We start from the raw sequence: 21,399 nt of genomic DNA, 5'->3' as shown, positions 1-21,399 counted from the left end.
AGAGAAAAAATGACTTTTGAAGAGATTTTGCCTGGTTTGAAGGCTAAGAAAAAATATGTGCGTACTGGCTGGGGCGGAGCAGAAAATTATGTTCAGCTTTTTGACAGCATCGAGCAAAATGGTGTGGCACTTCCAGTGACACCATACTTCCTCATCAATGTATCAGGTGAGGGCGAAGGTTTTTCAATGTGGTCACCAACTCCGTGTGACGTCCTAGCTACTGACTGGGTTGAAGTTCATGACTAAAGTACTCATCACAGGTGTGAGTTCAGGTATCGGACTTGCGCAAGCACGACTTTTTTTAGAAAATGGCTGTGCGGTATACGGCGTTGATAAATCACAAGCGCCTGAGATTCAAAATGAAAACTTTCATTTCCTACAGTTAGATTTGACGACGGATTTAGCTGCGCTCTACGACTTTGTTCAGGACGTGGACATCTTGTGTAACACCGCTGGAATTCTCGACGCTTATAAGCCACTACTTGAAGTGTCAGATGATGAACTCGAGCGTGTGTTTCAGACAAATTTTTTTGCGACAGTCAAAATCACACGCCACTATTTAGCCAAAATGGTAGAGAGAAAATCAGGTATCATCATTAACATGTGCTCGATTGCTTCATTTATTGCAGGTGGGGGCGGAGCAGCTTACACAGCTAGTAAGCATGCACTTGCAGGTTTCACGCGCCAGCTTGCACTTGACTATGCTAAAGACAAGATTCAAGTGTTTGGTATTGCACCAGGTGCGGTTAAGACAGCCATGACAGCTAGCGATTTTGAACCAGGAGGCTTGGCTGACTGGGTCGCCCAAGAAACACCAATTGGACGTTGGAGCAAGCCTGAAGAAATTGCTGACTTGACAGAATTTTTAGCATCAGGAAAAGCCACATCTATGCAAGGTGAAATCATCAAAATCGATGGTGGCTGGAGTTTGAAATAATAGAGATAAGGAGACTTCAGAAATGAAGAGGAGAAAACCATAGGCTGCTCTCTGTCGAACTTGTAAATTGAAGTAAGACAGAAAAGAACAGGAGAAAGCTTATGAACGCACAAGAACTTTGGAATAAATACAAAAAAATAAATCCTTCAATCGGAGATGATATTGATGCTTGGCAATTTGGAGTAGAAGCTGATTTGTTAGCGCAGCTAGTCCTTGAAGGAACAAAAACAGCGACAGCGTCGGCTTATGATTTATACGCTGTTGATAATGACCCGCTACCTGAGGTTGGGTCTTATGATGTGGTTCTCGACAGTCAAGACCAAGCAGTTTGTATCATTCAAATCAAGAAAGTTTCTGTTGTGCCATTTAATCAGGTGTCAGCAGAGCACGCTTTCAAAGAAGGCGAAGGTGATAGGACATTAGCTTATTGGCGTGATGTCCACGAGAACTTTTTCAAACCTTATTACAATGAATACGGTCTGATATTTAACAGTGATAGTCAAATTGTTCTTGAAGAATTTGAAGTGGTCTATCCCACACTTTAGTATGACAATTACTTGTTATAGTATCAGTTTGAAAAACGAACATGTGCTAAACTGTGCTTAGACATTAATTAGGAGGAAATCCATGAAATTAGCTATTTTAGGAACAGGAAAAATCGTTGAAGAGGTTTTACCAGTTTTAAAAGAAATTAATGGAATCGAATTATCAGCGATTTTATCAACACCGCGCAGCATTGAAAAGGCTGAAAAGCTAGCTGAGCTTTATGCGATTAGTCAAGCTAGCAGCGACTACGATAGCGTTTTGGCAAATCCAGATGTGGATACGGTTTATGTTGCCCTTCCAAATCACTTGCATTATGACTACGCTAAAAAAGCTTTGCTAGCTGGCAAACACGTCATTTGTGAAAAGCCATTTACACTTACTTTGGCTGAATTCGAAGATTTGGCTAAAATAGCTGAGCAAGAAAATCGAATTTTGCTTGAAGCTATTACTAACCAATACCTTGGCAATTTTGCTTCTATCAAAGCTAATCTTTCAAAACTTGGTGAAATCAAGATTGTCGAGTGCAATTACTCACAATATTCATCTCGTTACGATGCCTTTAAACGCGGTGAAATTGCGCCAGCATTTGACCCAGCAAAAGGTGGTGGAGCACTACGTGATCTCAATATTTATAACATTCACTTGGTGGTTGGTTTGTTTGGTAAACCTGAAAAAGTTCAGTACTTGGCAAATGTTGAACGCGATGTGGACACTTCAGGAATTTTGATTATGGATTATGGACATTTCAAGGCTGCTTGTATTGGTGCTAAAGATTGTAGTGCTGACATTAAGTCAACTATTCAAGGAAATAAAGGCTCTATTGCTGTACTTGGACCAACTAATAGTATGCCAGAATTGTCTCTAGCCCTAAACGGTCAAAGTATGACAATGATTAACGAAAATTCCTTAAATCATCGTATGCATGATGAGTTTGTAGCCTTTCAAGCCATTATCGAACACAAAGATATGGCAGCAACAAAATTAGCACTTGACCACAGCCGTCTAGTCATGGAAGTTTTGGACGAAGCTGTTAAGAGCATGTAGTTAAGGTGCAGATGCTATAAAATTAAGCCTTGAGGCGGTAAATGTGATATAATGGAGTAGCTTGTGTAAGTTGATTGAAAATTTTTAGTTAACTTACAAATCTACTCTATTTTTTAAGGAATGAAATCATGTCAAATTATGCAATTATTTTAGCAGCTGGTAAGGGAACTCGTATGAAATCTGACCTTCCTAAGGTTCTTCATAAAGTTTCAGGAATTACAATGTTGGAACATGTTTTCCGTGCGGTATCAGCTTTGAATCCAGAAAAAAACGTTACTGTTATTGGACATAAAGCAGAAATGGTTCGTGAAGTTTTAGCTGGCAAATCAGAATTTGTCATGCAAACAGAACAACTTGGTACTGGTCACGCTGTCATGATGGCAGAAGACGAATTGGCTGGTCTTGATGGTCAAACACTTGTTATCGCAGGTGATACACCACTTATCACTGGCGAAAGCTTGAAAGAATTGATTGAATTTCACGTTAGCCACAAAAATGTTGCAACTATTTTAACAGCGACTGCTGAAAATCCATTCGGTTATGGACGTATCATCCGTAATGAAAATGGTGAAGTGCTTAAGATTGTTGAACAAAAAGATGCTTCTGAATATGAACGTCAAGTCAAAGAAATCAATACAGGAACATACGTTTTTGATAACAAACGCTTGTTTGAAGCTCTTAAAAACATCAACACAAACAACGCTCAAGGTGAGTACTACTTGACTGATGTTATTTCAATTTTCCGTAACGCTGGTGAAAAAGTTGGAGCATATGTTCTTCATGATTTCGATGAAAGTCTTGGGGTTAATGACCGTGTAGCTCTTGCGACAGCAGAAGACATTATGCGTCGTCGTATCAACAAAAAACATATGGTTAATGGTGTTACTTTCCAAAATCCAGCAGCAACTTACATCGATGTTGATGTTGAAATTGCACCTGACGTTATGATTGAAGCAAATGTAACCCTTAAAGGAAATACTAAAGTTGGTTCTGGTTCTGTTTTGACAAACGGTACTTACCTTGTTGATTCTACAATCGGTGAAAATGTTGTTATCACAAATTCAATGATTGAAAAATCTGTCGTTAAAGATGGTGTGACAATCGGTCCATTTGCTCACGTACGTCCTGATTCAACACTTGAAGAAAAAGTTCACGTTGGTAACTTCGTTGAAGTGAAATCATCAACTGTTGGTAAAGGTACAAAAGCAGGTCACTTGACTTACATTGGAAATACAACGACTGGTCACGATGTTAACTTCGGAGCTGGTACAATCATTGCTAACTACGATGGCCAACATAAATTTAACACAACTATCGGAAACAATGTCTTTGTTGGAAGTAACTCAACAATTATTTCTCCAGTGACATTGGGTGATAATGCCCTCACAGCAGCTGGTTCAACAATTTATCAAGATGTTGAAAAAGATGCGCTTGCTATTGGACGTGGTCGTCAAGTTAACAAAGCTGGCTATGCTTTAAACAAACCACACCATCCAAACAACAAGAAAAAATAATCATTTTTGCTAAACTTTTTGGCATTTGAAAAGAGGATGACAAGCTCATCCTCTTTTTCTATTTTTTAGAAAAATTAAGTAGATTTCACGGATATTTCAGCAGTTTAAGCGTATTGGAATAGCAATTCTTGGGACTTTGTAGTAAAATTTAATGTGGAAATATTTTAAGGGAGATTACTGAGTATGGATTTTGAAGAAAAAACGCTCAAACGAACTGAGATTTTTGATGGGCATGTGATTAAAGTTGTTGTCGATGATGTTGAGTTACCAAATAATCTAGGACAAGCCAAACGTGAATTGATTTTTCACCGCGGAGCAGTTGCTGTTTTAGCTGTAACTGATGAGAATAAAATTATTTTGGTTAAACAATATCGTAAGGCTATTGAAAAAGTTTCTTATGAAATCCCTGCTGGTAAACTCGAAATCGGCGAAAATGGTTCTGAACAAGAAGCCGCTGCACGTGAATTAGAAGAGGAAACAGGATATTCTGGCGATTTAAAACAAATTCATGAGTTTTATACAGCCATTGGTTTTTGTAATGAGAAGATTAAGCTTTATCAAGCAACTCATTTGCAAAAAGTACCAAATCCACGTCCACAAGATGATGATGAAGTTTTAGAAATTCTTGAATTAACCTACCAAGAATGTATGGATTTGGTCAAATCTGGAGCAATCGAAGACGCTAAAACAATCATAGCTCTTCAATATTATGCTCTGCATTTTGGAGGATAAAATGGGAAAACCACTTTTAACAGACGAAATCATTGAGCGTGCTAACCGTGGTGAAATTTTTTACGATGATTACGAAGATAACGAAGAGACGAAAATTATCTCTACAGATCGCTTTGATACGCTAGATACTTATGTGCCTTATGAACAAGAAGAATCAAGAAGTTTCTTGGATAAGTTGAAAGAACGTAAAAGCGATAACCAGCACGTTTATAAAAGTCGTCGAATTGAAAATGCGAAACGTAGTAAATTTCAACGAAAACTAAATCTAATAATGTTTATTGTGATTTTATTGTTGATGGCTCTATTTTTCGCAGTCTTTAACCTATAAAAATTAGAAGGAGAAACAGGTTTACTGACACGTTTTTGGTGTTAGTTTCCTGTGGTTGTTATTATGAAAATTGGAATTATCGCAGCAATGGAGCAAGAATTAGAACTTCTTGTTAGCCATTTGGAAAACAAAGTTGAACATGATGTTTTGGGAAATACATACTATGAAGGTCAGCTAGGAAAACACCAAGTTGTCCTTGTTCAATCAGGAATTGGTAAAGTTATGTCAGCTATGTCTGTAGCTATTCTTTCTGACCATTTTGGTGTTGATGCCCTTATCAACACAGGTTCAGCAGGTGCTGTGGCAGAAGGCTTGAGCGTTGGTGATGTCGTTGTTGCTGACAAATTGGTTTACCACGATGTTGACGTCAGAGCATTTGGCTATGAATACGGTCAAATGGCTGGACAACCACTTTACTTTGAATCAGATGATACTTTTGTTAAGACTTTTGAACAAGTGTTGAGTGAAGCAAATATGACAAGTAAAATCGGTTTGATTGCTACGGGTGATTCATTTATTGCTGGTCAAGATAAGATTGATGCTATTAAGTCAGCTTTCCCAGCTGTTCAAGCGGTTGAGATGGAAGGTGCAGCTATCGCGCAAGCAGCTCATAATTTGCACAAACCATTTATCGTTGTTCGTGCCATGTCTGACACAGCAGCTCATGATGCCAATATTACATTTGATGAATTCATCATTGAAGCTGGTAAAAAATCAGCTAAAATCTTGATGGCTTTCCTTGAAAAATTAGCATAAAAAATAACCAAAGGTTAATTACCTTTGGCTTTTTTTATTAGTTATTGATTTTTTGCACGTAAATCTGCTCAGCGATTCTTTCAGGGATGACAAGTTGATTCGTACCATACGCGAGAGTATGCGTCTTAGCAAAATCGTCAACTTTAACAAGTTCAACGACATCGTTGATTTTTAGTCCATGTTCTGCCAAGTAATTAAGTAGACGTGCTTCGTCATGGGTACGACTGATGTGATAACTTCCCAATTCTTCGATTTGGCTAAGGGTTTCATTATGGACCTCGATTAAGAGTTCGCCTTTTTTAGGAATGGTACCACCGTGCGGGCAAAATTCAGGAAAACCTAGTTTTTCTTCTAGACGGTCGATGAAGGTTGTTGAAACGGTATGTTCAAGTACCTCAGCTTCTTGGTGAATTTCATCTGGGCTGTAGTTAAGATAGCTGTCCAAGAAGACCTCGATAAGGCGGTGTTTACGGTAGAGCTTTGAGACGAGTGATAACCCTTTGCGAGTGAGGTAGTAGCCTACTTCTTTATCTTTGATGATGAGCTCTTCAGCAATCATTTTTTTAACCATTTCAGTAACGGCTGGTGCTGAAACCTCCATTGAGGCAGCAATTCGCTTATTGGTGATTTTGGTTCTGGTTTCTCCAAGTTCGTGAATACATTTTAGATAATCTTCTTTATTAGGTGTCATAGTCTCTCACTTTCTGTCTTTCTATTATAGCAAAAAAATCATTTGAATATGGTGCCAATTGCTTGCTAGATAGGGATTTTTTGAAAAAAACAAGTCAGGAACCTCTAACTTGCTTTACAGAATTTATTTGAATTGATAATCTTTGACGATTTCAATACTTGTGATAGTAATATCAGTAGATGGTTTGTCGTTGCTGTCAGTTTCAACGCTAGCAATGTTATCAACGACATCCATGCCATTAATAACTTGACCAAATACAGTATAATTGCCATCTAAACTTGGATTTCCACCTTTGGCATAAGCATCGATAATAGCTTTTGGATAGCTATCGTTTGAGAGTTTTGAAGATTGGTCAGTAGGGTTTTGATTAATGAAAAATTGACTACCGTTGGTATCAGCGCCAGCATTTGCCATAGAGAGTGCTCCGCGGATGTTGTAAAGATATGGCGAGATTTCATTTGCAAAGCCATTACCAGAATCGATTTTTGCATTTTTACCATTCCAGATAGATTCACCCCCAGTACCGTCTCCATTAGGGTCACCTGATTGAATCATGAAATCTGAGATAACACGGTGGAAAAGAAGATTGTCATAATACCCTTTTTTGGCATGAGTTAAGAAATTTTCCACTGCTAGCGGAGCGTATTTCGGAAAAAGCTTGAGTGTGATGTCGCCTTTAGAAGTGTGCATAATCACTTCAGCTTCATCATTAGCTACTTCTGATGATAATTGAGGAAAGACAGAGCTATCGGATTTTAGTGCTTTTTGGACATCTTTTGCGTATTGTTTTGAAGAAGATTCGTTTGCACTTTGTTGAATTTTGGCATCCACATACTCGTCTCCGCGGATAGCGCGTGTCATGCTTTCGCATCCAGATAAACTTGCTAGACATAGTGCTGCTAGAGCAAATTTCCAAATTTTTTTCATGATTCCTCCTATAAAGAAAACGTTTAAAAACTGTTAATGACTACATTTTATCACAAATCGAAGCTGATGACTTAAAAGTCTAAAAAATGGTATAATGTTCGTATGGCAAAAACAAAAAGTAGAAAAAAAGGACGTCGTACGAGACGCCCGACAAAAGCAGAAATAAAAAGACAAAAAGCAATGGAACGCTTCATCATGGCGATTATTACTGCAGTTATTTTTTTCTTTGCAATTGCTCGCTTGGGAATTTTTGGGATAACTGTCTATAATATTGTCCGATTTGTAGTAGGTAGTTTAGCTTACGTGCTGATGTTTGCGGTTCTTATATATTTTATCGGATTCAAGTGGCTTCATAAGCAAACTGGACTTATTGGTGGTTTTGTTGTGACGATGATTGGGCTTTTGCTTGAATGGCATGCCTATCTTTTCTCACTGGCAAAATTCCGTGATAAGGAGATTTTCTCGACCACAGCTGGCTTGATTTACAATGACTTAATCAGGTTTAAAGTGACAACATTTGCTGGCGGAGGGATGCTTGGTGCTCTTCTTTATAAACCGGTAGCCTTTCTTTTCTCAAATATTGGGACATTTTTGATTGGTGGATTGTTCATCGTTTTAGGATTATTTTTGATGAGCCCGTGGGAAGTCTATGACTTGGTTGATTTCTTTAAAGAAAAATCTCAAGAATGGGCTGCGAAAAATGAAATTAGAAAGCAAAAACGCTTTGTCAAACGTGAGGAAAAACGTGCGCTTGCTGAACAAAAACGTCAAGAACAGTCTCAAAAAGAGGAAGAAGAACGTTTGGCTCAATTGACTGTTGATGAGGAAACTGGTGAAATTCTTGATGGACCTGACGACAACGAAGCTTCATTATTTGAAAATCTTCCAGCAGAACCAGAAGCAAGTGAACCTGAGATTCTTGCTTATAATCAGTCACTTGATGACCTTGATGTACCAGCACTTGATGATGAAAAATCTGAGATTACGCCAGCTGAGCAAGCAATGCTTGATGAAGAAGATGACAATGAGCCGTTAGATGTTGATTTCTCAGCCAAAGCAAATCTTCTTTACAAGTTGCCGACAATCGACCTTTTTGCACCAGATAAACCTAAAAATCAATCAAAAGAAAAAAATCTGGTTCGTAAGAATATCAAGGTTTTAGAAGATACTTTCAACAGTTTTGGTATTGATGTTAAAGTTGAACGTGCTGAAATTGGTCCATCAGTCACAAAATATGAAGTTAAACCCGCAGTTGGTGTGCGTGTTAACCGTATTTCAAACTTGGCAGACGATTTAGCCCTTGCGCTTGCTGCAAAAGATGTCCGTATTGAAGCACCGATTCCAGGTAAATCTTTGGTAGGTATCGAGGTACCTAACTCAGAGATTGCCACAGTCACTTTCCGTGAACTTTGGGAACAAGCAGATACTGACCCAAATAAACTTCTTGAAGTTCCGCTTGGTAAGGCTGTTAACGGAACTGCCCGTACCTTTGACCTAGCTCGCATGCCTCACTTGCTTGTAGCAGGTTCAACTGGTTCAGGTAAATCCGTTGCTGTTAACGGAATTATCGCAAGTATTTTGATGAAAGCTCGTCCAGACCAAGTCAAATTCATGATGATTGACCCTAAGATGGTTGAGTTGTCAGTTTATAACGACATTCCACATCTTTTGATTCCAGTAGTGACAAATCCACGAAAAGCAGCGCGTGCTCTTCAAAAAGTGGTTGATGAGATGGAAAATCGTTACGAACTCTTCAGTCATTTTGGTGTGCGAAATATCGCAGGATACAATGCCAAGGTTGAAGAATTTAATGCACAGTCAGAGCAAAAACAAATCCCGTTGCCACTGATTGTGGTTATCGTCGATGAACTTGCTGACTTGATGATGGTTGCCAGCAAAGAAGTGGAAGATGCGATTATTCGTTTGGGACAAAAAGCGCGTGCAGCAGGTATTCACATGATTCTTGCTACACAACGTCCATCTGTAGATGTCATCAGCGGTTTGATTAAGGCAAATGTGCCATCACGTGTAGCCTTTGCCGTATCATCAGGAACTGATAGTCGTACGATTTTAGATGAAAATGGTGCTGAAAAACTTCTTGGACGTGGTGATATGCTCTTTAAACCAATTGATGAAAATCACCCTGTTCGTTTGCAAGGTTCATTTATATCAGATGATGATGTTGAACGTATTGTTGGCTTTATCAAAAATCAAGCTGACGCAGATTACGATGATAGTTTTGATCCAGGTGAAGTGTCTGAATCTGATTTGAAATCAGGTGGAGGCGGTGCTTCGCAAGAAGGTGACCCGCTCTTTGAAGATGCTAAAGCTTTGGTTCTTGAAACTCAAAAGGCAAGTGCCTCAATGCTCCAACGTCGTTTGTCAGTCGGCTTTAATCGCGCAACCCGCTTGATGGATGAACTAGAAGCAGCAGGAGTTATCGGACCAGCCGAAGGAACAAAACCACGTAAAGTCCTAATGACCAATCCAAATCCAGAAGCATAATAAAAAACGTTAGTCAGAAGACTAACGTTTTTTCTATGCCATCGTAAAAATCAATATGACTACAACAATATAAAAAATAAATGTAACGATAAAACCAGAACGCCAGAAAAATTTACCAAAGCGTCGGTAAGAAAATGAGTGGTTTTTCTTTAAGAAAAATGCGGTTAAACTAAGTGCCAAAAGAGATAGACAGATTAAGTAGTAAAAAAAGACACTGCTATCTAAAAATTTATTAACGACCAAAGCAATCTCAAACGCAAAAAGTGGAAAAGCAAGGTCGGTAAAGAGAATGCCAAAGCGTTTTAAATTGAAAAAATTAACCAGAATATACGCAAAAATCGGTGTCAGAAAAATAAAAGAAAAGGAAAATAATTTGTACATCATCATGTCTTATATTTTATACTGAAAGTTTGAAGAAGTAAATAATTAGAAGGTTATTCTTAAAAAATACTTTTCAAAAATTATGAAATCAAAAATGTTGAAAGTGCTTGCTTTTAAAAAGTGAAATAAAACTTGAAAATAAAGCATTTTTTTAGGAAATATTTGATGCAAATTCCTTGATTTTTCCCTAAATTAATGTATAATGTATGGGTATGCTATTGAGCATATCTGTGGGAGGTAAAAATCTTAATTACCGCCAAAACCACAACAGGAGGATTTTATAAATGGCTAAAAAAGTCGAAAAAGTTGTTAAACTTCAAATTCCTGCTGGTAAAGCTACACCAGCTCCACCAGTTGGACCAGCTCTTGGTCAAGCAGGTATCAACATCATGGGATTCACTAAAGAATTCAACGCTCGTACAGCTGATCAAGCTGGTATGATCATCCCAGTTGTTATCTCAGTATACGAAGATAAATCATTTGATTTTGTAACTAAAACTCCACCAGCTTCAATTCTTTTGAAAAAAGCTGCAGGTGTTGAAAAAGGTTCAGGTACACCTAACACAACTAAAGTTGCAACAGTTACTCGTGCACAAGTACAAGAAATTGCTGAAACTAAAATGCCAGACTTAAACGCTGCAAATGTTGAATCTGCAATGCGTATGATTGAAGGTACTGCTCGTTCTATGGGATTCACTGTTGTTGACTAATCAATAGCAACCCAATTAGTGGATTAATTGAGGTAAACACACTGTACCATTGAGATTAATTCACGCTAGACCCGCAAGACTTCATCGTAATTTGATGAGTGACGTGGGAGATTTTAAATCAAATCGATATGACCACATTACAAGGAGAATTTTAAATGGCTAAAAAAAGCAAACAAATGCGTGCTGCACTTGAAAAAATCGACAGCACTAAAGCTTACAGCGTAGAAGAAGCTGTAGCTCTTGCAAAAGAAACAAACTTCGCAAAATTTGATGCATCTGTAGAAGTTGCATACAAACTTAACATTGACGTTCGTAAAGCAGACCAACAAATCCGTGGTGCAATGGTATTGCCAAACGGTACTGGTAAAACACAACGTGTTCTTGTATTCGCACGTGGTGCTAAAGCTGAAGAAGCTAAAGCTGCTGGTGCAGACTTCGTTGGTGAAGACGATCTTGTTGCTAAAATCAACGACGGTTGGCTTGACTTTGACGTAGTTATCGCTACACCAGACATGATGGCTATCGTTGGACGTCTTGGACGTGTCCTTGGACCTCGTAACCTTATGCCAAACCCTAAAACTGGTACAGTAACTATGGACGTTGCTAAAGCAGTTGAAGAATCTAAAGGTGGTAAAATCACTTACCGTGCTGACAAAGCAGGTAACGTACAAGCTATCATCGGTAAAGTATCATTCGACGCAGACAAATTGGTTGAAAACTTCAAAGCTATCCACGAAGTTATGGTTAAATCTAAACCAGCTACTGCTAAAGGTACTTACATGACTAACTTGTCAATCACTACTACACAAGGTGTAGGTATCAAAGTAGATCCAAGCTCATTCTAATTGATACATTAAAGAATCCGTTTCTTTGAAACGGATTTTTTTATGGGCTGTGTGATTAATTTTATAGGAAAAAAGGGAAATTATTTATCAGTTTTAAAGTCATAAAGTGCTTGGCTGTAATCTTTTAAAATTCCGCGGATTTTGCTAGGTAAAACAGGCATTTTATGTTAAAATAGTAAAGATAAAAGAAGGAGTAACTTGAAGTGGAACCTAAGTATAAACGTATTTTAATTAAATTATCTGGTGAAGCGTTAGCTGGTGAAAAAGGTGTCGGAATCGACATTAAAACTGTTAAAACTATCGCAAAAGAAATTGCTGAAGTACATAGTTCAGGTGTCGAAATTGCTTTGGTTATCGGTGGTGGAAACCTTTGGCGCGGTGAACCAGCTGCTGCAGCTGGTATGGATCGTGTTCAGGCAGACTACACTGGTATGCTTGGAACAGTGATGAACGCTCTTGTTATGGCTGATAGCCTTCAACAAAATGGTGTTGACACTCGTGTTCAAACATCAATTCCAATGCAAAACGTTGCAGAACCATACATCCGTGGTCGTGCTCTTCGTCACCTTGAAAAAGGTCGCATTGTTATCTTTGCTGCTGGTATCGGCTCACCTTACTTCTCAACTGATACAACAGCTGCTCTTCGTGCTGCTGAAATTGACGCCGAAGCTATCTTGATGGCTAAAAATGGTGTTGACGGTGTTTATAACGCCGATCCTAAGAAAGATGCTAACGCCGTTAAATTTGATGAATTGACTCACGGTGAAGTTATCAAACGTGGTCTTAAAATCATGGACGCAACTGCATCTACTCTTTCAATGGACAACGATATTGATTTGGTTGTCTTCAACATGAACCAAGCTGGTAATATTAAACGTGTTGTCTTTGGTGAAGCAATCGGAACAACTGTTTCAAATAAAGCTGAACACCACGACAACTAATTGTCAGCTCTGCTATTTCCCAAAAAACAAGAAATGAGGATTAATAAAATCTATGGCTAATGCTATTATCGAAAAAGCTAAAGAACGCTTTGAGCAATCACACAGTTCATTAGCACGTGAATTTGCTTCAATTCGTGCAGGTCGTGCAAATGCATCACTTTTGGACCGCATTCAAGTAGAATACTATGGAGCAATGACACCACTTAACCAATTGGCTTCTATCACAGTTCCAGAAGCACGTGTTCTTTTGATTTCTCCATTTGATAAATCATCTTTGAAAGATATCGAACACGCTATCAACGCTTCAGATCTTGGTATTAATCCAGCTAACGATGGTTCAGTAATTCGCTTGGTTATCCCAGCTCTTACAGAAGAAACTCGTAAAGCTCTTGCTAAAGACGTTAAAAAAGTTGGTGAAAATGCTAAAGTTGCTATCCGTAACATCCGTCGTGATGCTATGGACGAAGCTAAAAAACAAGAAAAAGCTAAAGAAATCACTGAAGACGAATTGAAAGTTCTTGAAAAAGACATTCAAAAAGCAACTGACGAAGCTGTTAAACACATTGATACAATGACAGCTAACAAAGAAAAAGAATTGCTTGAAGTCTAATCAATAAGGTTTGGGGGTGGACTTTCCACCCCCTTTTATAAAGGAAAGAATACATGAATAATTTACTTGCCACTGTCATCACAGGTCTTGTGATTGATGAAAATGCAAAAGCATATTTTGTACAAAAAGACGGTGTGACTTTCATGCTTGATAAAGCTGAAGGTGAACATAAGATTGGTGATATGGTCAAAGGTTTTGCCTACACAGATATGCATCAAAAAGCTCGTTTGACAACTGCAGAGGTTGCTACAACTCGTACAAGTTATGGTTGGGGAGTTGTAACAGAAGTTCGTCGCGACTTAGGAGTCTTTTTGGATACTGGTCTTGCTGACAAACAATTCGTTGTGTCACTCGATGTTTTGCCTGATTTGAAAGAACTTTGGCCTAAAAAAGGTGACAAACTCTATGTTCACCTTGACGTAGACAAAAAAGACCGCATTTGGGCTATCCCAGCTCAACCAGAAATTTTCCAAAAAATGGCTGGTCCTGCCTACAATAACATGCAAAATGAAAAATTGCGTGCCATTGTCTATCGTTTGAAATTATCAGGAACATTTGTCTATCTCCCAGATAATAACATGCTTGGATTCATTCACCCAAGTGAACGTTATGCTGAGCCACGTCTTGGTGAAGAAGTAACAGCTCGAGTGATTGGGTTCCGCGAAGTTGACCGCACGCTCAATTTGTCGTTGAAACCTCGTTCATTTGAAATGCTTGAAAATGACTCACAAATGATTTTGACTTATCTTCAGTCAAATGGTGGTTTCATGACATTGAATGATAAATCATCTCCAGCAGATATCAAAGCTACTTTTGGTATTTCTAAAGGTCAATTCAAAAAAGCGCTTGGCGGTTTGATGAAAGCCCGCAAAGTAAAACAAGACCAATTCGGTACAGAATTGATTGATAACGAGAAATAAACTAAAGAGATTGCAGCTATGTTTTAACTAGCTGCGGTCTTTTTCTTTTAAGTTCATACAAAAATGTTCGTCGGAAATAACTCGTTTTTTAGTTTTCTGTCTCGTACAAAAAAATATTTTTTTGTTATAATAGACTCACTATCATTTTGGAGGTTAGCAATGGAACGTGCGATTTTTGCGGGTGGTTGTTTTTGGTGCATGGTGCAACCATTTGAGGAATTAGATGGTATTTTGTCAGTTCGTTCTGGTTATACTGGTGGGCATGTTGAAAATCCGACTTATGAGCAAGTTAAGGCTCATGAGACTGGGCACACAGAAGCAGTAGAGATTATTTTTGATGAGGAAAAAGTTTCTTATGCTGACTTAGTTGAACTTTACTGGGCTCAGACAGATCCAACGGATGCTTTTGGTCAATTTGAAGACCGTGGTGACAATTATCGTCCTGTGATTTTTTACAGTGATGAACGTCAAAAGGAAATTGCGGAAGCTTCAAAAGCTGCCTTGCAAGCTTCAGGACGCTTTACAGACCCAATTGTGACTGCTATCGAACCAGTACAGCCATTTTATCTAGCTGAGGAGTATCATCAAGGTTTTTATAAGAAAAATCCTGAGCACTATGCAAAAAGTAGTGCTATCAGACATGCATTTTTAGAGGAGAATTGGCAATGAGAAAATCATTTTATACATGGTTAATGACGCAGCGTAATCCTAAAAGTCATGAGCCAGTAGCGATTTTAGCAGATCTTGTTTTTGAAGATACAACATTTCCAAAACACACCGATAATTTTGAAACGATTAGTCGCTATCTAGAAGATGAGGCTGATTTTGCGTTTAATCTTAGCGAATTTGACAAAATTTGGGAAGATTATCTTGCTCACTAAGCATAATGGATTTTTTAGATCATAAAGGAAATCACGGTAAGTCGTGATTTTTTGCTTTAAATAAGCTATAATAGGCTTATCAAACACAAGAAAGAGGGACTCTATTTGCAAGAGCATTCTGTTGAAATTACTTTAAATCATCCTGATGATGTGCTAGCGCTGTTTGGCTCAAATGAGCGCCATTTGAAATTAATTGAAGAAAATCTTGGTGTGATTATTCATGCCCGCACAGAGCGTGTACAGATTTTGGGAGATGATAAAGAAAGCGTCGAGTTAGCTCGTGTAACGATTCAAGCTTTGTTAGTTTTGGTTTCTCGTGGCATGTTAGTTAATACATCTGATGTGGTAACGGCTCTTTCTATGGCACAAAATGGCTCTATTGACAAATTTGTTGCCCTTTATGAAGAAGAAATCATTAAAGATAATTCTGGAAAACCGATTCGTGTAAAAACACTTGGACAAAAAGTTTATGCGGACAGTGTCAAATCACATGATGTGGTCTTTGGTATTGGACCAGCTGGTACTGGTAAAACCTTCCTTGCGGTTACTTTGGCAGTAACGGCTTTAAAACGTGGTCAAGTTAAACGTATCATTTTGACACGACCAGCAGTCGAAGCGGGTGAAAGTCTAGGATTCTTGCCAGGTGACTTAAAAGAAAAAGTTGATCCATATCTTCGTCCAGTTTACGATGCACTTTACCAAATTTTAGGAAAAGAGCAAACAACACGCTTGATGGAGCGAGATATTATTGAAATTGCTCCGCTTGCTTACATGCGTGGTCGAACACTTGATGATGCTTTTGTGATTTTGGATGAAGCACAAAATACAACAATCATGCAAATGAAAATGTTTTTGACACGTCTTGGTTTCAACTCTAAAATGATTATCAATGGTGATACAAGCCAGATTGACCTACCTAAGAAAGTTAAGTCAGGTCTTATTGATGCTACTGAAAAATTGAAACACATTAAGCAAATTGATTTTGTTCATTTCTCAGCAAGTGACGTGGTTCGTCACCCAGTAGTTGCTGAAATTATCAATGCTTATGAAAAAGATGCTGAAAGAAAGCAAGGTCACCATTCAACTGAAAAAATTGCAGAAGCTGCTACAGAATCAGGCTTTGCAAGCTATGAAACTATTGGTCAACCAGCTAGCACCAAAGAAGAAAAATAATATTTTCATGTCACACCAAGGTGTGGCTTTTTTGATTAAAAAATGATTTTCATATCTGCGAATTCTCTATTAAGGTGGCTTTTTAGTGTAAAATAAAATATACTAAAATTTTTCATGATATTTTCAGGGATAGAAATAGGTTAAAGCACATCAAAGGAGAAGTTTTATGGATAATCGTGAATTGATTGAGAATTTATCAGAAATGAGTAGTCAATTGTCAAAACAGGCTGAAGAATTGGATCAAAAGTTTAAACTGATTGATCAGTATTCTTCATCTAATCAAGAAAATTGCTCAGAGTTTTTTGCCACATTTGGAGAGGAATTCAAAGACTTAGCTTGTGAATTTCAAACTTTGTTGTCTTACATGACTCCTAAGAAAATTTAGTTAAAATTGATAGGATTCTAGGATTTTTTGGACAGGAATGCCAGATTATCTAAAAAAACTAGTAAAATTCTCTTTTTTAGGTAAAATAAATATAGACATTGTACCTGAAAGTTCCAAAAAGTTTCCAAAAAAGTACAAGTCTTATCTGAAAAAAATACTAGGAGGAGATTTATGTGTGATCGTGCGTCACTTGAAAAGTTGACTAAGATGAGTGAAATGCTCAACAGTCAAGCTGAAAGACTAGAAGGCGATTTGAAGACTTTGGATTCTGAAATTGAAGCCGATGTTTTAAAAAATCTAGGAGATCAAGCTAAACATTTGGCTAGTGATTTTCAAGATTTGATAACTCATATTGATGAAGAGATGGTGAGTCCAAAAGAAAAGTAAGATAACTAAGTTGACCTGTTTTAGGTCGCTTTTTTAATAGAGTTTGAGGAAGAAAAGATGTTAGAAGAACAATTAAAAGAACATAGAGTGCTTAAGACAAAGCGCTTGTTGCTTCGTCCAGTAACAATGGCAGATGCCGAGGCTATGTTTGCTTATACGTCAGATACCGAAAATACTAGATGGGACTTTCCAGCTAACCAAAGTATTGAAGAAACTAAAAGAGTGATTGAGGATGTTTATTTAAGAAATCCTCTTGGCAGATATGGCATTGTTTTAAAAGAAACATCTGAATTCATCGGTACAATTGATATTATGAATTGGTCTGATGGTATCAGTGCAGAAATTGGTTATATCATCAACAAAAGTTTTTGGGGACAAGGTTTTGCGACTGAAGTTAGTCAAAAAATTGTCGACTTTTGTTTTGAAGTTTTAGGGCTAAAAGAAGTTAATGGCTATTGTGCTGTTGAAAATCCAGCTTCGGCGCGAGTATTGAGTAAAATCGGCATGGTGGAAGTAGAGTGTATCCCGAACGCAAAACAATTTAATGGAAAATGGGTGACTTTTCAACATTTTCAAATTAAAAAATAATTTTAGTTTTAAAATTTTTACCACATTCTCGATTAAATTATCAAAAAATTGTCATTATTTGTTTGCGTTTTCATAAAAATATGTTATACTTTTATTGAATATGCAACCGATTGCAAAACAAAAAGAGTGTTTAGGAGGACAGCTTATACGTTAATCATAATAGCAGTGTTATTTCAGAATTAGCAGAACAGTATGTGATTGATTGGGCAGGTTTCGCACATCGTTCTGGCTTATTTTTTACAGTTCAATGAAAACGGTTGCGTATTTTAATTTATCTTTTTAGGAGATTATCCATGACATTTCAGAATAAAGTAAATTTGAAAAAGAAGATGAAAAAAAGTCTAGGTTCATTGCTTATTTTAACAGCTATTGGTGCTGGCGGCTTAGTTCAAGTCAAAGTTGTTAATGCAGATGAACAAGTGTCAATGAAAGATGGTACTATACTTCATGCGTGGTGCTGGTCTTTCAATACCATTAAAGATAATATGCAAGCCATTAAAGACGCTGGTTACACAAGTGTTCAAACGTCCCCAATCAACACTGTTGTAGCTGGCGAAGGCGGAAATAAGAGTTTAAAAAATTGGTATTATCAATACCAACCAACTATTTATAAAATCGGTAACTATCAATTAGGTACTGAAGAAGAATTTAAAGAAATGAATCGTGTGGCTGACCAATATGGCATTAAAATTATTGTAGATGCCGTCTTAAACCACACAACTTCAGATTACAATCAAATCAGTCAAGAAATCAAAAACATCCCTAACTGGACACACGGAAATACTCTCATTTCTAATTGGCATAATCGCTACGATGTTACTCAAAATGCACTTCTTACACTTTATGATTGGAATACTCAAAATGAATATGTCCAACAATATTTGTTGAGTTATTTGAAACAAGCAGTAGCTGATGGTGCGGATGGTTTCCGTTACGATGCTGCAAAACACATTGAATTGCCAGGTGAATACGGCAGTAACTTCTGGAATGTTATTTTGAACAACGGTTCTGAGTTCCAGTACGGAGAAATTTTGCAGGATGATGTTTCAAATGATGCTGGCTACGGTAAGTTGATGAGTATCACTGCTTCAAATTACGGTCAAAAAATCCGTTCAGCGCTAAAAGACCGTCATATCTCAGCAGGCAATTTGATGAATTATCAAGTTTCAGGCGTTGATGCAGCAAATCTTGTTACCTGGGTAGAATCACATGACAATTATGCAAATGATGACCAAGAATCAACTTGGATGAATGATAGTGATATTCGTCTTGGATGGGCTATGATTACAGCTCGCGCTAAAGGAACACCGTTGTTCTTCTCACGTCCAGTCGGTGGTGGTAATGGCACACGATTCCCAGGTCAATCACAAATTGGTGATGCAGGTAGTAATCTTTACAAAGACGCGACAGTGACTGCTGTTAATAAATTCCATAATGCCATGGTTGGAGAATCAGAATACCTTCGTAATCCTGGTGGTGATGAACAAGTTGCGATGATTGAACGTGGCACAAAAGGTGCGGTTATTGTGAACCTTGTTGATGGCGACAAACAAATTAATTCTGAAACTAATTTGGCTGATGGTACATACACTGACAAGGTTTCTGGTCGACAATTTAATGTTTCAAATGGTCGTATTACAGGTAGCGTTCCATCACGCTCAGCCGTTGTTTTGTATGATGACCAAGCTAGCCAAGCAGCTCAAGTTTCAGTTGATGGTTACAAAGAAGGCGACAATAGCATTTCTAAAGCCACAGAAGTAACATTGAAAGCTAAAAATGCTGACTCTGCGACTTACAAACTTGGTAATGGTCAAGAGGTAGCTTATAAAGACGGTGATAAAGTCACTGTTGGTGAAGGACTTGAAGCTGGTCAATCAACTACTCTAACATTGACTGCAACAGGAGCTGACGGTCAATCAACAACGAAAACATACACTTTCACAATGAAAGACCCAAGTGCTGAGACTAACATTTACTTCCAAAACCCAGATAACTGGTCAGATGTTTATGCTTACATGTATTCAGCAAAAGATAATAAACTTCTTGGCGCATGGCCTGGAACTAAGATGACTAAAGAAGCATCAGGTCGCTATTCAATCACAGTTCCTGCTTCATATGCTGAAGAAGGTGTGAAAGTTATCTTCACAAATAATCAAGGCTCACAATATCCACAAAATGAAGGCTTTGATTTCAAAGCAGAAGGCTTGTACTCAAAAGCTGGCTTGATGCCTGATGTTCCAGCAGGAAAAACTCGTGTAACCTTTGATAACCCTGGTGGTTGGGATAGTGCGAATGCTTACCTCTACTATGGAAATCCTGTTCAATATCCTCTAGGTGTATGGCCAGGAACACAAATGACTAAAGATGATGCTGGCAATTTCTACCTCGATCTCCCAGAAGAATATGCTGATGTAAATGCAAAAATCATCTTTAATCAACCTGGAACAAGCAACCAATTTCCTTATAGTGAAGGATTTAACCTTGTAAAATCTGGAAACTATAATAAAGATGGGCTAAAATAATTGTCCTTATCTCAATTCTAACTCCTTTCCCTAAGAAGTAGCTTTTCCCTCAGGCTACTTCTTTTTGTACTCAAAAACTTTCTTAGAGGCTAAAATGGCGCTGTTATCTGTAATATGGTATAATATGCTTGATATAATTAGATTTGAAAGAAGATTTATATGTACGTTGAAATGATAGATGAAACTGGTCAAGTTTCAGAAGAAATCAAAAACCAAACTTTGGATTTATTACAATTTGCTGCTGAAAAGACTGGTAAAGAAAATAAAGAAATGGCTGTGACTTTTGTAACAAATGAACGCAGTCATGAATTGAATTTGGAATATCGTGATACTGACCGTCCAACTGACGTCATCAGTTTAGAATATAAACCTGAATCAGATTTGTCATTCTCAGAAGAAGATTTGGCTGAAAATCCTGAATTGGCTGAAATGCTAGATGAATTTGATGCTTATATCGGTGAACTCTTTATTTCAGTTGATAAAGCGCGTGAACAAGCAGAAGAGTACGGTCATTCTTTTGAACGTGAAATGGGCTTCTTAGCGGTGCATGGTTTCTTACACATTAATGGTTATGACCACTATACACCTGAAGAAGAAAAAGAAATGTTTACTTTACAAGAAGAAATTTTGACTGCCTATGGACTTAAGAGACAATAATTCACCTAAAAAGTGGAAAAATCGCACCTTGATGTCGAGTATGGAATTTGCTATAACTGGGATTATTACAGCATTCAAGGAAGAACGAAATATGCGAAAACACATGGTATCAGCTATTTTAGCGACTTTAGCAGGAGCTGTTTTTCGTTTATCGGCGATGGAATGGTTATTCTTATTTTTAGCCATCTTTTTAGTCATTACTTTGGAAATGATTAATTCTGCGATTGAAAATGTGGTAGACCTTGCTAGTGATTATCACTTTTCAATGCTAGCAAAAAATGCAAAAGACATGGCAGCAGGAGCTGTGTTAGTAGTATCTGCTTATGCTGTGGTGACAGGATTGATTATTTTTGTGCCAAAAATTATTGCTTTGATTTTTGGAAGTCACTAACATTATTTTTACAGGAAATTGAAAGGAG

General features: G+C 37.7%; 26 protein-coding genes. 23 read left to right on the top strand and 3 right to left on the bottom strand.

What is annotated here, in order from left to right; all coding sequences use genetic code 11:
• The first annotated feature begins 9 nt into the window (after window positions 1-9).
• From ACN0NP_RS02405 to ACN0NP_RS02370, 8 genes are all read left to right on the top strand, one after another.
• Window positions 10-246 carry a DUF2829 domain-containing protein gene (locus ACN0NP_RS02405; RefSeq protein WP_004232906.1) on the top strand — a complete coding sequence of 79 codons (237 nt, stop codon included), beginning with the start codon at window positions 10-12 and terminating at the stop codon, window positions 244-246.
• Complete coding sequence (locus ACN0NP_RS02400; protein WP_074639460.1) at window positions 239-937, top strand: 3-oxoacyl-ACP reductase; 699 nt, start codon at window positions 239-241, stop codon at window positions 935-937. The genes ACN0NP_RS02405 and ACN0NP_RS02400 overlap by 8 nt, the downstream gene beginning before the upstream one ends.
• A gap of 101 nt (window positions 938-1,038) precedes the next feature.
• Window positions 1,039-1,482, top strand: a complete 444-nt coding sequence (locus tag ACN0NP_RS02395) for an ASCH domain-containing protein (protein ID WP_423217486.1) — start codon at window positions 1,039-1,041, stop codon at window positions 1,480-1,482.
• 82 nt (window positions 1,483-1,564) lie between these two features.
• Window positions 1,565-2,527, top strand: a complete 963-nt coding sequence (locus ACN0NP_RS02390; RefSeq protein ID WP_423217485.1) for a Gfo/Idh/MocA family protein — start codon at window positions 1,565-1,567, stop codon at window positions 2,525-2,527.
• Between the two features lie 128 nt (window positions 2,528-2,655).
• On the top strand, window positions 2,656-4,041 hold the full coding sequence (glmU, locus tag ACN0NP_RS02385; RefSeq protein ID WP_074566782.1) for a bifunctional UDP-N-acetylglucosamine diphosphorylase/glucosamine-1-phosphate N-acetyltransferase GlmU: 1,386 nt from the start codon (window positions 2,656-2,658) through the stop codon (window positions 4,039-4,041).
• A 183-nt stretch (window positions 4,042-4,224) separates the two neighbouring features.
• A complete protein-coding gene (locus ACN0NP_RS02380; RefSeq protein ID WP_074566781.1) occupies window positions 4,225-4,773 on the top strand; it encodes an NUDIX domain-containing protein in 549 nt (182 codons plus the stop codon).
• A 1-nt stretch (window position 4,774) separates the two neighbouring features.
• Window positions 4,775-5,101 (top strand): cell wall synthase accessory phosphoprotein MacP, encoded by a 327-nt coding sequence (gene macP / locus ACN0NP_RS02375; protein ID WP_423217484.1) that lies wholly within the window; start codon window positions 4,775-4,777, stop codon window positions 5,099-5,101.
• 63 nt (window positions 5,102-5,164) lie between these two features.
• A complete protein-coding gene (locus tag ACN0NP_RS02370) occupies window positions 5,165-5,857 on the top strand; it encodes a 5'-methylthioadenosine/adenosylhomocysteine nucleosidase (RefSeq protein ID WP_423217483.1) in 693 nt (230 codons plus the stop codon).
• Window positions 5,858-5,894: 37 nt separating this feature from the next.
• Here the strand turns inward: ACN0NP_RS02370 and ACN0NP_RS02365 are convergent, their stop codons facing one another.
• Window positions 5,895-6,548, bottom strand: coding sequence for a metal-dependent transcriptional regulator (locus tag ACN0NP_RS02365; RefSeq protein WP_027968458.1), 654 nt, complete (start codon window positions 6,546-6,548; stop codon window positions 5,895-5,897).
• A 123-nt stretch (window positions 6,549-6,671) separates the two neighbouring features.
• Window positions 6,672-7,475 (bottom strand): peptidylprolyl isomerase, encoded by an 804-nt coding sequence (locus ACN0NP_RS02360; protein WP_423217482.1) that lies wholly within the window; start codon window positions 7,473-7,475, stop codon window positions 6,672-6,674.
• 102 nt (window positions 7,476-7,577) lie between these two features.
• Between ACN0NP_RS02360 and ACN0NP_RS02355 the strand changes: the two genes are divergently transcribed.
• Window positions 7,578-9,980, top strand: coding sequence for a DNA translocase FtsK (locus ACN0NP_RS02355; RefSeq protein WP_423217481.1), 2,403 nt, complete (start codon window positions 7,578-7,580; stop codon window positions 9,978-9,980).
• A gap of 33 nt (window positions 9,981-10,013) precedes the next feature.
• Here ACN0NP_RS02355 and ACN0NP_RS02350 read toward each other — a convergent pair whose 3' ends face one another.
• Window positions 10,014-10,367: a DUF3397 domain-containing protein gene (locus ACN0NP_RS02350; protein ID WP_027968461.1), complete on the bottom strand. Its 354-nt coding sequence runs from the start codon at window positions 10,365-10,367 to the stop codon at window positions 10,014-10,016.
• 278 nt (window positions 10,368-10,645) lie between these two features.
• Between ACN0NP_RS02350 and rplK the strand changes: the two genes are divergently transcribed.
• From rplK to ACN0NP_RS02280, 14 genes are all read left to right on the top strand, one after another.
• Complete coding sequence (gene rplK / locus ACN0NP_RS02345; RefSeq protein ID WP_004232887.1) at window positions 10,646-11,071, top strand: 50S ribosomal protein L11; 426 nt, start codon at window positions 10,646-10,648, stop codon at window positions 11,069-11,071.
• Window positions 11,072-11,226: 155 nt separating this feature from the next.
• Window positions 11,227-11,916, top strand: a complete 690-nt coding sequence (gene rplA, locus ACN0NP_RS02340) for a 50S ribosomal protein L1 (RefSeq protein WP_004232886.1) — start codon at window positions 11,227-11,229, stop codon at window positions 11,914-11,916.
• Between the two features lie 203 nt (window positions 11,917-12,119).
• A complete protein-coding gene (gene pyrH, locus ACN0NP_RS02335; protein WP_004232885.1) occupies window positions 12,120-12,857 on the top strand; it encodes a UMP kinase in 738 nt (245 codons plus the stop codon).
• A gap of 52 nt (window positions 12,858-12,909) precedes the next feature.
• The gene (frr, locus tag ACN0NP_RS02330) at window positions 12,910-13,467 is read left to right on the top strand and encodes a ribosome recycling factor (protein ID WP_004232884.1); all 558 of its coding nucleotides are present in this window, start codon (window positions 12,910-12,912) and stop codon (window positions 13,465-13,467) included.
• 53 nt (window positions 13,468-13,520) lie between these two features.
• Window positions 13,521-14,387: a CvfB family protein gene (locus tag ACN0NP_RS02325; protein WP_074450698.1), complete on the top strand. Its 867-nt coding sequence runs from the start codon at window positions 13,521-13,523 to the stop codon at window positions 14,385-14,387.
• Between the two features lie 159 nt (window positions 14,388-14,546).
• Complete coding sequence (msrA, locus tag ACN0NP_RS02320) at window positions 14,547-15,056, top strand: peptide-methionine (S)-S-oxide reductase MsrA (protein ID WP_027968463.1); 510 nt, start codon at window positions 14,547-14,549, stop codon at window positions 15,054-15,056.
• On the top strand, window positions 15,053-15,268 hold the full coding sequence (locus ACN0NP_RS02315) for a YozE family protein (RefSeq protein WP_024343704.1): 216 nt from the start codon (window positions 15,053-15,055) through the stop codon (window positions 15,266-15,268). Before msrA ends, ACN0NP_RS02315 begins: the two co-directional genes overlap by 4 nt.
• A gap of 105 nt (window positions 15,269-15,373) precedes the next feature.
• The gene (locus ACN0NP_RS02310; protein WP_423217480.1) at window positions 15,374-16,441 is read left to right on the top strand and encodes a PhoH family protein; all 1,068 of its coding nucleotides are present in this window, start codon (window positions 15,374-15,376) and stop codon (window positions 16,439-16,441) included.
• A 166-nt stretch (window positions 16,442-16,607) separates the two neighbouring features.
• Window positions 16,608-16,826, top strand: coding sequence for a hypothetical protein (locus ACN0NP_RS02305; RefSeq protein WP_423217479.1), 219 nt, complete (start codon window positions 16,608-16,610; stop codon window positions 16,824-16,826).
• Between the two features lie 171 nt (window positions 16,827-16,997).
• Entirely contained in the window at window positions 16,998-17,213 is a 216-nt protein-coding gene (locus ACN0NP_RS02300) for a hypothetical protein (RefSeq protein ID WP_423217478.1), read from the top strand.
• A gap of 57 nt (window positions 17,214-17,270) precedes the next feature.
• Window positions 17,271-17,801, top strand: coding sequence for a GNAT family N-acetyltransferase (locus ACN0NP_RS02295; RefSeq protein WP_423217477.1), 531 nt, complete (start codon window positions 17,271-17,273; stop codon window positions 17,799-17,801).
• A 293-nt stretch (window positions 17,802-18,094) separates the two neighbouring features.
• Entirely contained in the window at window positions 18,095-20,323 is a 2,229-nt protein-coding gene (locus tag ACN0NP_RS02290; protein WP_243602718.1) for a starch-binding protein, read from the top strand.
• A gap of 159 nt (window positions 20,324-20,482) precedes the next feature.
• Complete coding sequence (ybeY, locus tag ACN0NP_RS02285) at window positions 20,483-20,980, top strand: rRNA maturation RNase YbeY (protein WP_021142888.1); 498 nt, start codon at window positions 20,483-20,485, stop codon at window positions 20,978-20,980.
• On the top strand, window positions 20,961-21,371 hold the full coding sequence (locus ACN0NP_RS02280) for a diacylglycerol kinase family protein (protein WP_004232870.1): 411 nt from the start codon (window positions 20,961-20,963) through the stop codon (window positions 21,369-21,371). The genes ybeY and ACN0NP_RS02280 overlap by 20 nt, the downstream gene beginning before the upstream one ends.
• The last annotated feature ends 28 nt before the right edge of the window (window positions 21,372-21,399 follow it).

The organism is Streptococcus equinus (assembly GCF_049393805.1).
In the GTDB taxonomy this organism is placed as follows: Bacteria; Bacillota; Bacilli; order Lactobacillales; family Streptococcaceae; genus Streptococcus; species Streptococcus equinus.
This window is presented reverse-complemented; position numbering and strand designations above follow the sequence as displayed.

Excerpts from the sequence above, each read along its gene's own strand:
- rplK (WP_004232887.1), top strand. The coding sequence starts at position 10,646 with ATGGCTAAAAAAGTCGAAAAAGTTGTTAAACTTCAAATTCCTGCTGGT.
- msrA (WP_027968463.1), top strand. The coding sequence starts at position 14,547 with ATGGAACGTGCGATTTTTGCGGGTGGTTGTTTTTGGTGCATGGTGCAA.
- ACN0NP_RS02395 (WP_423217486.1), top strand. The coding sequence starts at position 1,039 with ATGAACGCACAAGAACTTTGGAATAAATACAAAAAAATAAATCCTTCA.
- frr (WP_004232884.1), top strand. The coding sequence starts at position 12,910 with ATGGCTAATGCTATTATCGAAAAAGCTAAAGAACGCTTTGAGCAATCA.
- ACN0NP_RS02380 (WP_074566781.1), top strand. The coding sequence starts at position 4,225 with ATGGATTTTGAAGAAAAAACGCTCAAACGAACTGAGATTTTTGATGGG.
- ACN0NP_RS02305 (WP_423217479.1), top strand. The coding sequence starts at position 16,608 with ATGGATAATCGTGAATTGATTGAGAATTTATCAGAAATGAGTAGTCAA.
- ACN0NP_RS02365 (WP_027968458.1), bottom strand. The coding sequence starts at position 6,548 with ATGACACCTAATAAAGAAGATTATCTAAAATGTATTCACGAACTTGGA.
- ACN0NP_RS02290 (WP_243602718.1), top strand. The coding sequence starts at position 18,095 with ATGACATTTCAGAATAAAGTAAATTTGAAAAAGAAGATGAAAAAAAGT.
- ACN0NP_RS02400 (WP_074639460.1), top strand. The coding sequence starts at position 239 with ATGACTAAAGTACTCATCACAGGTGTGAGTTCAGGTATCGGACTTGCG.
- ybeY (WP_021142888.1), top strand. The coding sequence starts at position 20,483 with ATGTACGTTGAAATGATAGATGAAACTGGTCAAGTTTCAGAAGAAATC.
- ACN0NP_RS02360 (WP_423217482.1), bottom strand. The coding sequence starts at position 7,475 with ATGAAAAAAATTTGGAAATTTGCTCTAGCAGCACTATGTCTAGCAAGT.
- ACN0NP_RS02390 (WP_423217485.1), top strand. The coding sequence starts at position 1,565 with ATGAAATTAGCTATTTTAGGAACAGGAAAAATCGTTGAAGAGGTTTTA.
- ACN0NP_RS02355 (WP_423217481.1), top strand. The coding sequence starts at position 7,578 with ATGGCAAAAACAAAAAGTAGAAAAAAAGGACGTCGTACGAGACGCCCG.
- ACN0NP_RS02300 (WP_423217478.1), top strand. The coding sequence starts at position 16,998 with ATGTGTGATCGTGCGTCACTTGAAAAGTTGACTAAGATGAGTGAAATG.
- ACN0NP_RS02370 (WP_423217483.1), top strand. The coding sequence starts at position 5,165 with ATGAAAATTGGAATTATCGCAGCAATGGAGCAAGAATTAGAACTTCTT.
- macP (WP_423217484.1), top strand. The coding sequence starts at position 4,775 with ATGGGAAAACCACTTTTAACAGACGAAATCATTGAGCGTGCTAACCGT.
- rplA (WP_004232886.1), top strand. The coding sequence starts at position 11,227 with ATGGCTAAAAAAAGCAAACAAATGCGTGCTGCACTTGAAAAAATCGAC.
- ACN0NP_RS02405 (WP_004232906.1), top strand. The coding sequence starts at position 10 with ATGACTTTTGAAGAGATTTTGCCTGGTTTGAAGGCTAAGAAAAAATAT.
- glmU (WP_074566782.1), top strand. The coding sequence starts at position 2,656 with ATGTCAAATTATGCAATTATTTTAGCAGCTGGTAAGGGAACTCGTATG.
- ACN0NP_RS02325 (WP_074450698.1), top strand. The coding sequence starts at position 13,521 with ATGAATAATTTACTTGCCACTGTCATCACAGGTCTTGTGATTGATGAA.
- ACN0NP_RS02350 (WP_027968461.1), bottom strand. The coding sequence starts at position 10,367 with ATGATGATGTACAAATTATTTTCCTTTTCTTTTATTTTTCTGACACCG.
- ACN0NP_RS02280 (WP_004232870.1), top strand. The coding sequence starts at position 20,961 with ATGGACTTAAGAGACAATAATTCACCTAAAAAGTGGAAAAATCGCACC.
- ACN0NP_RS02295 (WP_423217477.1), top strand. The coding sequence starts at position 17,271 with ATGTTAGAAGAACAATTAAAAGAACATAGAGTGCTTAAGACAAAGCGC.
- ACN0NP_RS02315 (WP_024343704.1), top strand. The coding sequence starts at position 15,053 with ATGAGAAAATCATTTTATACATGGTTAATGACGCAGCGTAATCCTAAA.